Raw genomic sequence first — 15,376 nt, 5'->3', positions numbered from 1 at the left:
AGAGTTTTTTAATACATCTATACAATTAGTCGATCTCCGACTGTACCAATCCCCAGTTCAAGCAGGGTTTCGATGAATTCAGCGTTCTCTCCATTTAGCGAAATCAAGCTGGTTCGTAAGGAGATGCCTTCCGTCTCCGCAATATCCACCCGGATCAGCGACCCCGTCGCCACTTCCTCTTGCACACTGAGGGCGGGAAGGAAACAGATGCCTGCTTTTTTCAATACCAGCTTTTTGGCTGTCTCCAGGTTATCTACCTGATATTCAATCTTCGGTGGCTGTTCCATGCTCTCAAATACACGATGCAGCCGCATCCAATCCAAAGAGCCACATTCAAAAAAAACCAACGTCTCCTGGCGGATATCCTCCAGTGAAGCCCGCTGTGCTTTAGCAAAGCGATGTCCCTCATGTACATACAGTGAGATGGGGTCCTCGCAGAAAGGAAAGGTTTGAATTGCCGGATTTACGATCTTACGGATAAAAGCCAAATCAAGCTCCTTCGATTTCAACTTTTCAGTCAATACTTCCGTAGAAGCTGTCATCAGCTTGATTGTGATATGAGGATATCTGCGCTTTAAATGGAGCATCAGATGGGGCATTAAATAATTGGAAACCGAGACCGTACTGCCGATTCTCAGTTCATTTGGAATGTGTCCCTTAGCCTGAACCTGATATTTACCGTTCTGATAGATCTGGAGAATCTGCTGGGCATAGGGAAGAAACTGTTTACCTTTATCCGTTAGGTTAATCTGCTTGCCCAACCGATCAAACACTTTGCAATCCAGTTCCCTTTCTAGCGATTGAATCCGGGCCGTTACTGTCGGCTGGGAGATATATAGAACTTCGGCCGCTTTATTGAAGCTTCCATAATGGTTGATGTAGACAAAAGCCTCAATATTTTCAATGTTCATCCCTAATCCCCCTATGCTTTTATTAATTTTACTATTCCGATGTAATAACAATGAATTAAAGCGATGCTACCCTATAGATTTTGTTTATATCTTAGTCATCACCCTATTTTTTGTCAACAATTAATTCCGTGTAAATCAATCGGATTTTGAACTGAAAGTCATGTTTATTTCATATAGAACTTTTCTATTCCTAAATCAGAATTATGAAACTCATCTTATTCCACTAGGATTTATCATGTATAATAATTTCATTCGAATGAACATTACATTTGTCTGAAAGGGGATAGCGAAAACATGTCACAAAAGATCATTATCCGTGAAGCTGAGAATAAAGATCGTAATGCTATCGCCGATTTGCTGTTAGATGCATACCACCAATATTCGGAGATCATGCCTGAGCCGTTGTGGCTGGAGTATCGGAAATCGCTTCTTGATTCCGTTCATGGTGATACCCCGCTCGTTCGGATCATCGCTGAAATCGACAAGAAAATCGTTGGTAGCGCACTCTTGTTCAGTTCCTCGGAAACGGCTTACGGGAAACCGGAGCTCGGGATTCACTCCCCTATCCTACGTCTGCTAGCCGTATCTCCATCCGCTCGTGGTCTTGGCGTTGCAACTCTTCTGATTCGCGATGCTGCACGGAGATCACTACAGTTGGGTGCCACCACCTTGAACCTACACACCTCGGAAATGATGTCTTCAGCCATCAAACTGTACCAGCGCTTAGGCTTTAATCGTGCGTATGAGACCGATCTTATGAACGGTGACACTCTAGTACAAGGCTTCCGGCTAGACCTGCTGTCCTCCGTGCGTTCTACAGCGGGACAAATATAGAATTCGAGAATTCTTAAATATTTGTCTTTTAAATATAAAAAGAAGCCTCGGAAAGCTTCCCCAATGATCTTGTGTGATCGTTACGGTGAACTTCCCGAGGCTTATTTATTTTTCTTTTTTATAGGTGATTTCTTTAAAACTCACGGTGATTTCCCCCGTATTATCGATATCGCCCATTCGAAGATCTGTAGTAATGGTAGCACTGGAAGGGATGGACGAAAAGCTTGCCCCCTTCTGCTTCTTTTTTACATCATAGAGATAATAAGAAACACCCTTAACATTAAGCCCTATATTATCCTTGTGCATAAGTTCTACAGTATATGATTTTATCACGGCTACATTAGCGTCCATCCACCCCACAACTTCAATAGCCGTATCTTCATGATTGCCTTCAGTCTTAATGGATCCGATGGAAAGACCATCCTGATTATAAAAATTAATTTTTTGTGCAGCTATTTTCAGATAATCGATATCGATGTCAAGAATTCGGTTTTCGTTGATTTCTGCTGTATCCATCCAGGCAATCGTGCCCGCCGGGTTCCACTTTATTTTCTCAGAAGGTACATATTGCTCTTGTGGTAACGGTACAGTACGTAGCGAAACTCCTTTATTATCGTAAAAGGTTAATTCGCCGCTCTCATCATCATGTACAAATCTCTTAAAAGTTGGTGAGAGGAACAGGGATGGCGCCCCGGTCGTCGAATGTGGGATTACGCGATATTTCAGAAGATGGACATCGTCCTTTCCTGTTTTCAGATCAAAGATCCATACATTGCCGAGATAACTCTGCATAAACAATTTTTGCTCATGAGCTTTCCATTGAAATTTATAAATGTAATCATAATCATCAGAAAGCGGCCAGAAGTTTTCCCTAAGTCGTTCAATCTTTCCTGTAACAACATTATATGAGGACAAATGATATTGCCCGGCTTTTTTCGTCACATCCGATTCCAGAAATAATAGATGATCCTCACCCAGCGGGATTAGCATATTATAGTTGCTCATAAAAGCGTTATTCCATCGATTATTGGAATCGTTGAGTTCGTCGCTCCATTTCACCTTCACCTCATCCGTAGCAGGATCATGGGCTAACAAAGCGTTGACAGCATTGTGGTCGCCATAGAAAAGATGAATGGTATGATAAGAGATCCCTTGCAGTTCAACTACTTCTCCACCATTTAAAAGATAGTTATTTTCGGATAGGCCCATCGGTTTGGCCACCAGATCTCCAATAGAGTTCCGTTCTGTATTAAACTCCAAACCATTAAATTTTGCTTCCGAGAACAGAATTTTTTTTAACTCAGCAGTTGATTCCTTAGTAATTGTGTAGCCTGTATCCGTTTCGTTCACATTCATTAACATGCCTTGCTCGCTTGTCTCGTTAATCCATAAATGAAAGGCATATTTATTATTATCTGAAATTAGAACGATATCGTAGTTAGGCGTTGCGGTATTTAAATTCCCTGGTATTTGTTCAGCGGTACGGATGGCTCGGACGAAAGTATCTATGGTTTCATGATCTGTGTATTCATCCTTTATGTTAGCATTCACTGAACCATGTGCTAGAGAGTTTGCTAATGTGATTCGCTTGATGGTCTCATCGATCTTTAGATTATCGGATTCTACATGCTGATCATTTGATTCAAATAAGTTAAGCAAAGCAGCCTTATCCGTTTCAGATAACTTGTAATGCCCATTTTGTCCTGATTTGGTGAAAAGACCATTATTCATGCCCATAATCCAGAATGAGAACTTTTCGTTTTCTTTATTCTTCAATTCAACAGTAGCCTCATATTCAGGTGCTGCAATATCAAGCTTCGCGTTGTCATACTTAGCAGTATGTATAGTTTTATTGAAACGTTCTATTAGCTTTTGGTCCGTTATGGTTATTAATCCGCCGCTATCATCATGGATTGTAATGGAGTCCGCAGAACTCAGATCGATTAGCGTTTGATTCGCTTTATCTTTATCCCCTGTATTGACACATCCAACAAAGATTATTGAAATAACTGCTAAAAGGGCTAGTAGATTTAATTTTTTCATATAGCCTCCCCCTTCTTACTCTCTCTTCTTTGACGCCGGTTAGAGGATAAAGTTGCAAAAAATGAGATTTTACACCTATTTAAAAAGACCTAAATAAGCCAAATCTAGCCTGTAGCCATTGGATCAGATTCTTGATCTGAGCAAAGTTACAGTGTCTGTAGCGATAAAAAAAGCCACCGCACAGGCCTGTTCTCCTGTAAGGCAGCTTCTTCTTTATCTCAATATATCTCTTACAGCACCTGTCAGCACACCAATAACTTCTTGCTCGGTGGCCAGCGGAGAATCTCCTTCTACTGTGTGGGCTAGCATACCGGCCGTGGCCGCAAAGGCTACAGTATGCTGAGGATCAAAACCTTCCAGCTCTCCGTGAATTATACCACTGGCATATGCATCTCCAGCCCCGACTCTATCAAGCACCGGAAAGCTTAAGGTCTCGGAATATGCGAAGCGACCGGATTTGAAGATATAACCGCGCAACGAATGGCGGTTATCTTCATGGATGGACCGATGCGTTCCTGCTATCGTACATAGACTGTAGCGTGAAGCTACTGCGGGAATTAGCTCCTGAAGTTGTTCTTCCCTTGAAGTTCCCTCGGGCTTCATACCAAGGATTAGCATTGCGTCTTTTTCATTCATCAGCACGATGTCGGCCAAATGCAGCATGTCTTCGTAATGGAAACGCGCCAGCTCATAGCCTCTCTCTCCCCAAAGCGATGGGCGGTAATTGCAGTCAAAAACGACTAGACCACCGCGCTGCTTAACCGTTTCTGCATAAGTTTTCATCGCTTTTCGCACACCGTCGTTCATTGCCAGCGTTATCCCACAGAAATGAACAGCATCCGCGAGGTCTGCCAGCTCTGCGAATGGATAAGTGCCCGGAGGAGCAGTATTGAAGCTGCTCTCCGGGCGACCGGAATAAGTCACTCGGGAGGGGCGAGCCCCGAATCCGTTTTCAAGAAAGTACATCCCTATACTTGAGCCCCCGCGCTGGATATGCTCCGGCTGGATACCCAGTCGCCGAAGATAGGCTGTTGCTGCGTCACCAATAGGATTCGCAGGCAGCCTCGACACCAAGCTTCCTTGATGTCCGTATCGGGACAATGCAGACAGTACATTGACGCCGGTGCCGGAAAAGGAATACTTCAGCAGGTTACCCTGAGATAAAAGTTCAAAGCCTGGTACCTGTAGCCGCATCATTATTTCACCAAAAGCGGCGATATGTTTAGGCATATTGATCCGCCAGCTTTTTCATCGTCCGATAGAGCTGTTGTATATCCGCCACTCTCGTTGCTCCGCTCTGCGGATCGATAATCGATGTATAGACATGGGGAATCACCTGCGGCACTCCTGCTTCCAATATAATGGACAAGATCTCTTCAAAGTTGTCCAGATCGATACCGCCGGTCGGCTCCAGCGCAAAACCCTCTTCCGCACAGGCTTTGGCCACAGCGATTAGCTCCGCTTTACGGCTCAGCCCTTGCATCGGAAAATACTTTAAAGCATTTCCGCCCATATCCCGGACCAATGCAATGGCCGCATTCACAGGAATTACAGCCGGGACAGATTGTGCCGCACTGGCCGGGCCGGTGGAGATATTCACAAAACCAGGTTGTCCCGTTGGTGCGATCATGCTGTTAATCCAACTATCTTTCGCTCCAAGGTTGGCACGGGTCGCCCCAACTGCCGGGAACACCTGATTAATATGGCTGCCAGCATAGGATTTGACAATCTCTGCAACAACAGCAGCTTGCCGATTATCACCCGCACCTAGTCCTATCGATACCGCACCGTCAATTTCCCGCCCATATGCCTCCATCGCCTGTACGGCTTCCTCTACCGTTGCATAGTCTTTGGACAATACACCGACCAGTACATAACCTTCGGCGGCAGTAAACACTTCTTTGGCATTTTCTATATCCTTAGCCAATACGTTTAAGGCCACCCGACCTTTATAGAACCGCTTGTTAATTTCAGACATTGCTTGCCCCTCCTGTCAATTCCCTTATCCTCGCAGTAATCATTTCTATGTCATCACCCATTAGCGGACGCGGATCAATATCAAAATAACCTTGCCTTACCCCATAGTCTCTAGTGTATATAGCCACTTCACCTTGTTGAAGCTGCTGGGATAGCTCAAGTGCTGTTATTCCGCACTGATTCGGGTCCACATGGATGCGTCCACGATAAATTGCCCGGCCTGCTTCATCCTGCACGATAGCTACCCGAATTCCGGGAAGCCCGTCGAGCGGCATCAGCAATTGGAGCGTAGCTTTTTCCTTTTCGCTTGTATCCTGCTTGTGAGCATATTCATCCAACGCCTGCATCAGGCCGAAGGATGTTTCCTTACCAACCTTCATGCTGCGGCCAATGCCGTGAAGCTGCACTTTCAGCCATTCAATATAAAGACGTTTTCCCGCCACAAGTCCGGATGTTGGACCTTCTATAGCTTTGGAGCCACTATAAATAACCAGATCGGATATTTGCACGTATTTCTGCAGATCCTCTTCCGCTGCAGCATCTACAATAAGCGGTACGTTATGAGTTTGGGCCACAGCCCAAGCTTCCTCTACAGAGATCATATTCTTCTGAACGGCATGATGAGATTTGACGTACAAAATAGCTGCAGTCTGATCCGAGATCGCAGCGGCCAAATGCTCCGCCCGTCCTTCATTGGCATAACCTGCTTCCACCACCTTACCGCCACCGAGATAAACCATGGTTTCTACTGGTGCACCGTATTGTACGTTATGACCTTTTAGCATTACAATTTCATTTCTAAAAATGCTATCCTGATGGAGCCGCAGACTTGTACGAATATTACCGCGGGTTACCAGCGCAGCCACCGATAAAGCGATTCCACTGGAAGCCGAGTTCACGATCACCGCTGCTTCAGAACCTGTATGACGTGCAACATAATCTCCCGCTTTATCCACCAAATCGGCGATTTCCACATAACTCTGTCCGCCTTGACGCATAGCTTCCATCACCGTATCGGTCGGTGCCGATACCCCGAGGATGCTCATCCGGCCGCTTGCATTAATAACTCTTTTCAGGCCGTATTTCGCATTCCATGTATTTGTCACCTATGATCACCCCTATTGCTTGAATGGTTTGCTGCGCTACCCGGCGTTCCCCCTCAGAATCTACCAGCTCAATCTTCTCATCCGTCACACGAAAAAGGGTCAGATTCGCCTTGTTATTGATCCGAATCTCCCCAAGTTCCGGGCGTCCCAGCCACTGGGCTGCTCTGCTCGTCACTCGCGCAATTGTTTCTTCAAGGGAATATCCCAGTGCGAGAAACTTGTTTAACAGATTCGCCATGGAGTAGACGGGACCATTCATACGGTTGCCTCTGTATATGTCTGTGCTGATCGTATCCGGATCAATACCGTTTTGTTTGGCCGCCTCGGCCACAGCGAACGAGAAGCTAGCCGTACCGTGTCCCACATCCAAGTGAACTCCTCGCTCAATAGCATCTCTCAATACCTGGAGCGGACGATTCTCCTTATCGAATAAATTGTTGCTTTTACCATTTAGATAATGGGTTATCACGTCGTTGCGTTGAAGTAGCGGTAGAACCTCACGAATATCCGGCGGAGCGGAGCCAATATGTACCATCAGCGGCAGCCCGGTCTTCTCCGAGAGCTCCAGCGCATGATGAAGGGGTTGAATGCCATTGTCACCCACTACGCTTTTGCTGATTCTGGCCTTCAAGCCTACGATAAATTCTGGATAAGCAACTACCGCCTGAAGCACCTTTTCATGATCAATCCACTCTAGTTGGGACAACTCGTCAATTCGCATCAGGCCAATCTTTGAAATGTTAAGAAAAGCTAACAGTTGCGTTGCTGACTTTTCCCCCGCCTCCGCCAGCTCACCCATCCGCTCCGCTCCGCAGCTACCTGCGTCCACGAGCGTAGTCACGCCGCATCTGATTCCAATCTCATCGATCTCGTCACCATACGGATTCAGTTCTGCAAACGCATGTACATGTAAGTCGATCCAGCCGCTAGAAACATACGCCCCATTGGCTTCCACGACCTTGAACCCATGCTCTTCGGCGGTGCCACCGGGAACTATCTGGACTATGTTACCATCAGCTATGACAATGTCCATTTCCGTTCCATTCAGGACTTTCGCCCGGCGGAGGAGTAAACGTTCTGCTGTCATCGTCACACCTTCTTTCCAAATTCAGAACATTACCGTCCTAGGTCTTTCCCGCACACTCTATAACACAAACAGTCCCAATGGATGTAAGATCTTTTTTCACAGGGACTGTTTGGATGAACTATTTAATCTTTATTACTACCGTGTTCAGACCCGAAAACCCTTCAAAAAATTCACAGCCTGGCGGATATCTTCCTCCGGATTAGTGCCAACCTCCCGTTCTATGGTCAGGAATCCTGTATAACCGATGTCGTTCAGCGCTTGCAGATAGTTGTTCCAATCAACAGAACCTGCTCCGAGCGGAACTTCACGGAATGCCGAGCCGGTCTCGGCCATTTCAGCGATCTTCTCATGGTCTAATGCTGGTGCTTCATAACCATATTGACCGTAAACATCGCGCGGATCGATATCGGCAAGCTTGAGACCATCTTTAGCATGGGTGTGTACAATGTAATCTTTTAGAGTATGAACACCTTGCACCGGATCATCACCAGTCACCATGACCATATTGGCCGGATCAAAATTAACGGAAACCCCTCTGGAACCCAGACCGTCGAGGAAAGTCTTCAGACGTGCAGCGGGTTCTGGCCCAGTCTCAATCGCAAAATAAGAATTCATCTCATGTGCATATCTGCTAAGTTCCTCACAGGCAATGTGCATGGTTTCATAAATTTTACTGGCTGGGTTAGAGGGAACAATACCGATATGTGTAGTTACGATATCTGTACCTAGCTCCTTAGCCAGTTCCATAATGCGCTTGGACTTTTCAATTTTGGCACGGTTCTGGGCAGGATCCTGAAAGCCATGTCCGCCTAAATCTCCAACGAGGGCAGAGATTTCTAAACCCAGCGAAGCAATGTAATCCTTCCATTCACGGCGTGCTGACTGAGAGAGAGTAGCGGGATCAAATTCGCCTTGCACCGCATAAATCTGAACTCCATCTGCCCCAGCTTCTTTTGCCTTACGCAATCCCTCTTTCACTCCAACCTGAAAGCTGTCTACGATAACACCGATTTTATTAGTGATAATTGGTTTAACCATGGCAATAATCCTCCAGTATAATGAATTAGATTTGGTTCCAAACCCGCTTGATGTATTCCAGCCCCAGTCTTGTTCCCTTACGGCACTCTTCCATTCCCTCAAATTCTACAGAGATATATCCGTCGTAACCGCTTTCTTTAACGATTCGAATTACACTCGGCATGTCGATGTCTCCTTGACCAACGATGGCACCTCTCAACCAGTTCCCACCGGAGGATTGGAACCAACCTTCGCCAGGCTGGCGGTCTTGCGGACGAATATAGAAATCTTTGAAATGCACCATCGAAGCAAGCTTGATGTTGTTAGGTACAGCTATTAGCGGGTTCTCATCTGCGCACAGGAAATTCCCAATGTCGAGTGTTGTACGGAAGTTGTCTCTTCCTACGGCATGAACCAGCGCCTGTACACGATCGCTGTGCTGAATAAAGTATCCATGATTCTCCACACTGGTCGTAATGCCCAAACCTGAAGCATAATCGGCAATTTCTCGGCAGGCTTCAGCCAAACGTGGAAGCTCTTCCAAAAAATGCGTGATGGTTAGATCGTTTGAGGAGGCTACATCATGCCGCATCCGCTGAATGCCTAATGCCGCGCACACGTCTACTTCCCGCTTTACCCGCTCGACTTCCCGCTGCATTTCCGCTGTCTCCAGCCCGGCAAAGTTCGCCCCGATAGCATAATTGGATAACTCTAGTCCACGACCCGCTGCTGTTCGTACAATCTGATCAATTAGCTCAGGATTTTCAACCAAATTGATACCCAAGGGTACAATCTCCGCATGTTCTGCGCCCAGATCGGCGATCGTCTCAATGACTCCTTCAAGCGTGAGCTCACCCGTCGAAAAAGCTGAATGCAGACTGTAAGTGCTGATTCCTAACTTCATAGTTTCACCTCTTCACCTTTGGCTGCGGATTCATAGATCGCGCCGAGTACCTTCATGATTGTAACGCCGTCTTGCACAGGACTAATCGGTGTAGAGCCGGTACTGATGTTGCTCGCAAAATGATTAATTTCATTCTGGAATGCACTGTTGAACTCAAATCCTTTATTATCAGTCTGCGGATAGGTATTGACGATCGTATCCGCCTGTTCTTTAACGATGACTATCTCAGGATCGATTTCAAAACCACCCTTGTCCCCGTACAGGCGTACTGAGCGCTCGTCTTCTTTGGCATGCAGTGTAAAGCTGACATCGACCATCAGCGAAGCTCCATTCTCAAAGCGAATTAGTGCATTTGCTAAATCTTCCACCGTATTGTTCGCTGCGTCGTAATCCGCGGCTTTATAGAAAGAGAGATTCTTAATATTAGAACGATTGCCGAGCTTCCGGTAGGTATTGGCACTTACCGATACTGGATTCGGACGGCCCATCAAATACCAGCAAAGATCGATCACATGGACGCCAATATCGATCAGCGGTCCGCCGCCTGAGCGTTCAATGTCACTGAACCAGCCGCCGGGATTGCCTAGTCTACGGAACGTCGTTGCTTTTGCATAGTAGATTTCGCCGAATTCTCCTTGTTCCACCAATGTCTGAAGGAGCTGGGCATTGGAGTCATAACGTCGTACAAAGCCTACTTGCAAAATCTTGCCGCTCTTTTCCACTGCTTGCTGTACCTGAAGCGCTTCTTCAACCGTACGGCAAAGCGGCTTTTCCACAAGCACATGCTTGCCTGCCTCAAGCGCCGCAATGCTGATCTCGGCATGAGAGTTGTTCCATGTGCAGATGCTGACTGCATCTATTTCGGAATTGGCCAGTAATTCACGATAATCCGTGTATACCTTCTCGACGTTATATTCTGTAGCAACTTCGCGTGCACGCTCTTCATTCAGATCACATACCGCATATATGGTTGTCTGCGGATTATTCCGATAAGCACTTAAGTGCATGCCGGAGATAGAGCCCGTACCTATTACGCCAATTTTGATCTTATCCATTAATACTCGCTCCTTTATTTTGCATAGGTTATGATTCGTATTATAATGATTTCAACCCTAAACACCATGCAGAGCCTTGCGGTTTCATTTGTACAATTGTGCTATAGGAGGTGCAGTCTATTAATGTTGGACTATGATAAACATCTACAGGAACCCATGGACATGCCGGATCCCGAGTTTCCGATTAAAGTACATACCCAGCGCTTCAACCAAGAAGGAGTTATGTTGTTCCCACATCATTGGCATGAGCATCTTGAGTTTATATTTATTGAAAGTGGTGAGGCTGTTTTTGAGTGCGGACGAACACCGATCAACGTTCGGGCTGGCGATTTAGTTGCTGTGAACAGCAACGAGCTGCATTATGGGGTAAGCGCTTCTTCTGATTTATTGTATTATGCGATTATTGCAGATACTTCCTTGCTGCATAGTGCGGTAAGCGACGCTGCCGAAACCAAGTTCATCGCCCCGATTCAGCGGAACCAGCTGCTGTTACGTAACCATATCCGAGGGGATCAGCATATTACAGACTGTGCGTTGGCGATTATCCGGGAACTGGAACGTCGCGAATTTGGTTACGAGCTGGCTGTCAAATCCGAGCTGTACCGCCTGCTAACACTGTTGTTGCGCAGACATATCGTCACCGTACTCTCACAAGCGGAGCAAGAAAGACGTATTCAGACCGTTGAACGCTTCGCACCTGTTTTGCGTTATATCGATACCCATTACCAGGAGCCGATTCAAGTTGACGAACTTGCGGCGCTAACGGGGTTAAGCCGCTTCCATTTCAGCCGTCTCTTTAAGGAACTCACTGGGCATACGATATCGGAATATGTAAATGCTGTCCGTTTAGACCGTGCAGATTATTTGCTCCGCCATACCCAGCTAACGATTTCTGAAATCGCTACCACTACTGGCTTCAGCGATATCTACTACTTCAGCCGCACCTTTAAAAAACATAAAAAGGTAACCCCTAGCAGTGTGAGAGGATTCTAGTTAGAGTGAACAAAGGACTGCCTCTTGGCAGTCCTTTGTTAGTGTATGTATCGTTCCTCTAGTTAAACTGTCATTGCCATACAAGCTGACCCTTTCTTATTTTTGCTGCATAAATGATTTGGCCTGTATGATAATGGACTTCTCTCACCATCGCTATCATGAGATTAAGAGCAGTAGTCTCGTTATTTACTTGGCTATATGTAAGTGGTGGTAAATTAAGAAAGGGTTGTGACATCAATAACTCCGGGTTAGATTGGAGCCGTTCAAGATATTGGATGATAATATCAAAAGCATCCCTGGTCATGGTTATGGCTTGTTCTTTTGTCATTTCTAGGCCTCTTTCAAACTCCCTCTCCCTATCTCTAGTATCCGGAATATCTAAAAGGATGGTTTCAATTCGTGAGTGTACTGCCCCGCTAATATGAGCAACCAAATTTGCAATACTGTTACTTTCCACGGTTGGGGACCATGTAATATCCTCTTGGGTACATTGCTCGATTGCTTGGAGCGTCCATTTCTTTTCCGATCTAAATTTGACTAACATACTTTCAATTAACTCAATGGCGATATCCATTGCTAACCTCCTATTAATAAAACATATGTATAATTTTACCAAACACATCTCCTCTGTCAAATGAAATCTAGTCCCAATGCTATTTTTATGCCACAATGTTTTGTTACATTCTTATCCTGGCTCCTGAGAAAAAATAACTCTTTCATTTAACACCAAGAAGGTCAGGTAAGGGTATTTCCCTCTACTGACCTTCTTATATTTTATTAATTGTGTAAAAGAAACTATCTTCCATCTTATGGGTATAATTAACATAAAGCTCTATAGGAGGGAAAATCATTGAGAAAAATAAGGAAGCTGATTCTTTTAGGATTTTGCATCATGATTTTACCGGGAACCGTAATTTATGCTGCAGCTGGCTCATCTGAAGTTTCATTATATTTGAATAATGTGCTTCAAAAACAGCCCGCAATATTGTCCGAAGGTTCGATTTCCTTGACGACTGAACAGTTGTCTAAAGATTTATTTGCACTATTCACCTTGGATGAATCAGGTAAAACCGTTCGAATCTACAAGCCTAACATAAACATGGTAATGCTCGATAATAACGGAGAGATTTTTGGTAAAGTAAAAAGCCCGTCACGTTTTGCATTTTCTACTCTATTACAGGTGGATCATTTAAAAACTGAAATTTCAGATATTAAGGTTGTGATCACCGATCCTGCGGATAAAACAGAAACCATTGATACTCAACAAATTAAGAACAGCGAAGAAAACTTTTGGTTCAAAACCAACGAGTATACATATTCCTTTACTACAAAGGGCACCTACACTATTCAAGTATTTTTTAAAGATGTGGCTTCGAAAAAGTGGTTTCCTGTCTCCGAAATCGATATATTTGGCATTTGAATTCCAGTTATAATGGACTCCGCTCATTCTATTCTTATCGCGATATTACCAAATTGTTCTCCCTGCTGCATTCGGTGAAAGGCTTGAACTGTGTCTTGTAAAGGATACACTCGATCAATGATAGGTCGAATCGAATGGTGTTCCATAAACTGAAGCATATCCGCAAACTCTTCACTACTTCCCATTGAGCTACCTATGATACTAATTTGCGGGAAAAATATGGCTCGCGTCGGGATTTCGATTCGATCTCCTGAGCTTGCACCAAACGTAACAATACGTCCATTGGGTTTAATAATATCAAAGTAATGTGGGAACGTCGCAGGCCCAATGCTGTCGAGGATGAGATGAACGGTGTCTCCTTTCATGCTTTCCTTCCAGTTGCTATGACTGTCAAACGCATGATCAGCTCCATGAGCGAGTGCAGCTTGTCTTTTCGTTTCACTGCGTGAAGTGACACTGATACGTGCACCCACCGCTGAAGCCATCATCATGGCATAAGTCGCAACCCCACCACCAATGCCAGGTATAAGAACATGTTCACCTTTCTTTAAGCGGCCTCTAGTGAATAGCGCCCGATAGGCTGTTAAGGCAGATAAGGGCAGCACGCCGGCTTCTTCCCATGACAGGTAAGCTGGCTTGCTGATGGCATTTTGCGCAGGAATGATGATTGACTCAGCGAATGTGCCTTCTGAAGGTCCCCCTACAATGGCTGGAACGTTTGGAACATTATCGGTATGTTCCCATCCGATGCACGGATTAATGATGACATCTTCACCTACATTATGATCAAGCACACCTTCACCTATTGCTTCAATTCTCCCCGCACCATCAGAACCGATAATCAAAGGAACATCCTGTTTTGTTCTGGCATCCATGATAAACAAGTCCCTGTGGTTTAGCCCTGCAGCCTTTAACCTAACCTTCACTTCTCCAATCCCCGGTCTTTTATCCATAATCTCTTTATAGTTCAAGCCCTTCAGGCCACCTTCTCCAGCATGTATAATGGCTTTCATCATCTAAGCCCCTTCCTCAAGTTGTTATTAATGAATCTATAATAAATTTTACATAGTGGGTGTAATCCAGTAAAATGATCAAAACTGAAGGTGACTATCATAAATCATCATACCAAGAAGGTGCAAAGGAAATGGAAAGTGGAGATTTGAGAATATTTCAAGCGGTTGCTCGCGAGGGTAGCATAACGAAGGCTGCTCAAGTCTTAAATTATGTCCAATCAAATGTGACGAACCGGATTCAGTATCTAGAAGCTCAGCTGAAAATCCCCCTATTTCGTCGATCCAATCGAGGGATGACGTTAACGCCGGCAGGTGAGAACTTACTGGCCTATACAGACAAAATATTATTACTAATGGACGAGGCTGTGATAACCACACAATACTCTGAGCACCCTGCTGGTCCGCTCCGTTTAGGTTCCATCGAAACAACAGCGGCTACTCATCTAACGCCTCTGCTAACCGAATATCACTTACGATATCCCGATGTTAATCTATCGCTTATAACGGGAGAAACGCATAAACTCTTACAAAAGGTGCTTGATTACCAACTAGATGGAGCCTTTGTTTATGGGCCCATTGACCAGCCTGATATAGAACATGTTGTTGCTTTCGAAGAGGAGCTGGTGCTTATCTCACAACCAGGTAAGAGCGATATGCGCGAATTGCTTACAAAGCCAATGTTGTTTTTCGACGTCGGATGTACACATCGCGCCAAAGCTGAGAGTTTCCTAAATGAAAGCGGGATGAGCTCTTATAAGATTATGGAATACGGAACGTTAGATGTAATTCTAAGTGGGGTTACCGCAGGACTCGGCGTGTCTATGCTGCCCCAATCTTCGATTTCCAAGGCTGAAGAGACGGGAGTAATTACTTCCCACCGTCTGCCTGAAGGATATCGAGATTTGCAGGTATGGTTTGTGTATCGCCGGAACGCGGTTTTTTCTAGTGCGTTTTCAAAATTAATCCAAATGATCGAAGAAATATAGCAAACATACATATTGGGGTTTGATTATATT

General features: G+C 45.1%; 15 protein-coding genes. 4 read left to right on the top strand and 11 right to left on the bottom strand.

What is annotated here, in order from left to right; translation table 11 throughout:
• Positions 1-17: 17 nt before the first annotated feature.
• Positions 18-911 carry a LysR family transcriptional regulator gene (locus tag NSQ66_RS15155; protein ID WP_036677289.1) on the bottom strand — a complete coding sequence of 298 codons (894 nt, stop codon included), beginning with the start codon at positions 909-911 and terminating at the stop codon, positions 18-20.
• A 294-nt stretch (positions 912-1,205) separates the two neighbouring features.
• Between NSQ66_RS15155 and NSQ66_RS15150 the strand changes: the two genes are divergently transcribed.
• A complete protein-coding gene (locus NSQ66_RS15150) occupies positions 1,206-1,745 on the top strand; it encodes a GNAT family N-acetyltransferase (protein ID WP_036677290.1) in 540 nt (179 codons plus the stop codon).
• A gap of 105 nt (positions 1,746-1,850) precedes the next feature.
• Here the strand turns inward: NSQ66_RS15150 and NSQ66_RS15145 are convergent, their stop codons facing one another.
• From NSQ66_RS15145 to NSQ66_RS15110, 8 genes are all read right to left on the bottom strand, one after another.
• Positions 1,851-3,788: a hypothetical protein gene (locus NSQ66_RS15145; protein WP_036677292.1), complete on the bottom strand. Its 1,938-nt coding sequence runs from the start codon at positions 3,786-3,788 to the stop codon at positions 1,851-1,853.
• Between the two features lie 213 nt (positions 3,789-4,001).
• Positions 4,002-5,018 carry a sugar kinase gene (locus NSQ66_RS15140; protein ID WP_036677293.1) on the bottom strand — a complete coding sequence of 339 codons (1,017 nt, stop codon included), beginning with the start codon at positions 5,016-5,018 and terminating at the stop codon, positions 4,002-4,004.
• The gene (locus tag NSQ66_RS15135; RefSeq protein WP_036677295.1) at positions 5,011-5,766 is read right to left on the bottom strand and encodes a KDGP aldolase family protein; all 756 of its coding nucleotides are present in this window, start codon (positions 5,764-5,766) and stop codon (positions 5,011-5,013) included. Before NSQ66_RS15135 ends, NSQ66_RS15140 begins: the two co-directional genes overlap by 8 nt.
• Entirely contained in the window at positions 5,759-6,871 is a 1,113-nt protein-coding gene (locus tag NSQ66_RS15130) for a DgaE family pyridoxal phosphate-dependent ammonia lyase (protein ID WP_036677297.1), read from the bottom strand. The genes NSQ66_RS15135 and NSQ66_RS15130 overlap by 8 nt, the downstream gene beginning before the upstream one ends.
• A complete protein-coding gene (locus NSQ66_RS15125) occupies positions 6,825-7,958 on the bottom strand; it encodes an amidohydrolase/deacetylase family metallohydrolase (protein ID WP_036677299.1) in 1,134 nt (377 codons plus the stop codon). The genes NSQ66_RS15130 and NSQ66_RS15125 overlap by 47 nt, the downstream gene beginning before the upstream one ends.
• A gap of 144 nt (positions 7,959-8,102) precedes the next feature.
• Positions 8,103-8,996 carry a sugar phosphate isomerase/epimerase family protein gene (locus tag NSQ66_RS15120; protein ID WP_036677301.1) on the bottom strand — a complete coding sequence of 298 codons (894 nt, stop codon included), beginning with the start codon at positions 8,994-8,996 and terminating at the stop codon, positions 8,103-8,105.
• A gap of 25 nt (positions 8,997-9,021) precedes the next feature.
• Positions 9,022-9,879, bottom strand: a complete 858-nt coding sequence (locus tag NSQ66_RS15115; protein WP_036677303.1) for a sugar phosphate isomerase/epimerase family protein — start codon at positions 9,877-9,879, stop codon at positions 9,022-9,024.
• Positions 9,876-10,934, bottom strand: a complete 1,059-nt coding sequence (locus tag NSQ66_RS15110) for a Gfo/Idh/MocA family oxidoreductase (RefSeq protein ID WP_036677306.1) — start codon at positions 10,932-10,934, stop codon at positions 9,876-9,878. Before NSQ66_RS15110 ends, NSQ66_RS15115 begins: the two co-directional genes overlap by 4 nt.
• A 123-nt stretch (positions 10,935-11,057) precedes the next feature.
• On the opposite strand from NSQ66_RS15110, the gene NSQ66_RS15105 reads away from it, so the two are divergent.
• Positions 11,058-11,927: an AraC family transcriptional regulator gene (locus tag NSQ66_RS15105; RefSeq protein ID WP_036677307.1), complete on the top strand. Its 870-nt coding sequence runs from the start codon at positions 11,058-11,060 to the stop codon at positions 11,925-11,927.
• A gap of 70 nt (positions 11,928-11,997) precedes the next feature.
• On the opposite strand, the gene NSQ66_RS15100 is transcribed toward NSQ66_RS15105, so the two are convergent.
• Entirely contained in the window at positions 11,998-12,501 is a 504-nt protein-coding gene (locus NSQ66_RS15100) for a DUF1572 family protein (protein ID WP_036677310.1), read from the bottom strand.
• 318 nt (positions 12,502-12,819) lie between these two features.
• Here NSQ66_RS15100 and NSQ66_RS15095 point away from each other — a divergent pair, with 318 nt between their 5' ends.
• Positions 12,820-13,347 (top strand): hypothetical protein, encoded by a 528-nt coding sequence (locus tag NSQ66_RS15095; RefSeq protein WP_339279722.1) that lies wholly within the window; start codon positions 12,820-12,822, stop codon positions 13,345-13,347.
• A 23-nt stretch (positions 13,348-13,370) separates the two neighbouring features.
• On the opposite strand, the gene NSQ66_RS15090 is transcribed toward NSQ66_RS15095, so the two are convergent.
• Positions 13,371-14,360: a zinc-binding dehydrogenase gene (locus NSQ66_RS15090; protein ID WP_036677456.1), complete on the bottom strand. Its 990-nt coding sequence runs from the start codon at positions 14,358-14,360 to the stop codon at positions 13,371-13,373.
• A 131-nt stretch (positions 14,361-14,491) separates the two neighbouring features.
• Between NSQ66_RS15090 and NSQ66_RS15085 the strand changes: the two genes are divergently transcribed.
• Entirely contained in the window at positions 14,492-15,346 is an 855-nt protein-coding gene (locus NSQ66_RS15085; RefSeq protein ID WP_036677458.1) for a LysR family transcriptional regulator, read from the top strand.
• Positions 15,347-15,376: the final 30 nt, after the last annotated feature.

Origin of the sequence: Paenibacillus sp. FSL H3-0329 (genome assembly GCF_037963285.1) — a bacterium.
Lineage (GTDB): Bacteria > Bacillota > Bacilli > Paenibacillales > Paenibacillaceae > Paenibacillus_AQ > Paenibacillus_AQ odorifer.
Note: the sequence above shows the minus strand (reverse complement) of the source record. Positions and strands in the feature narration are given on the sequence as shown.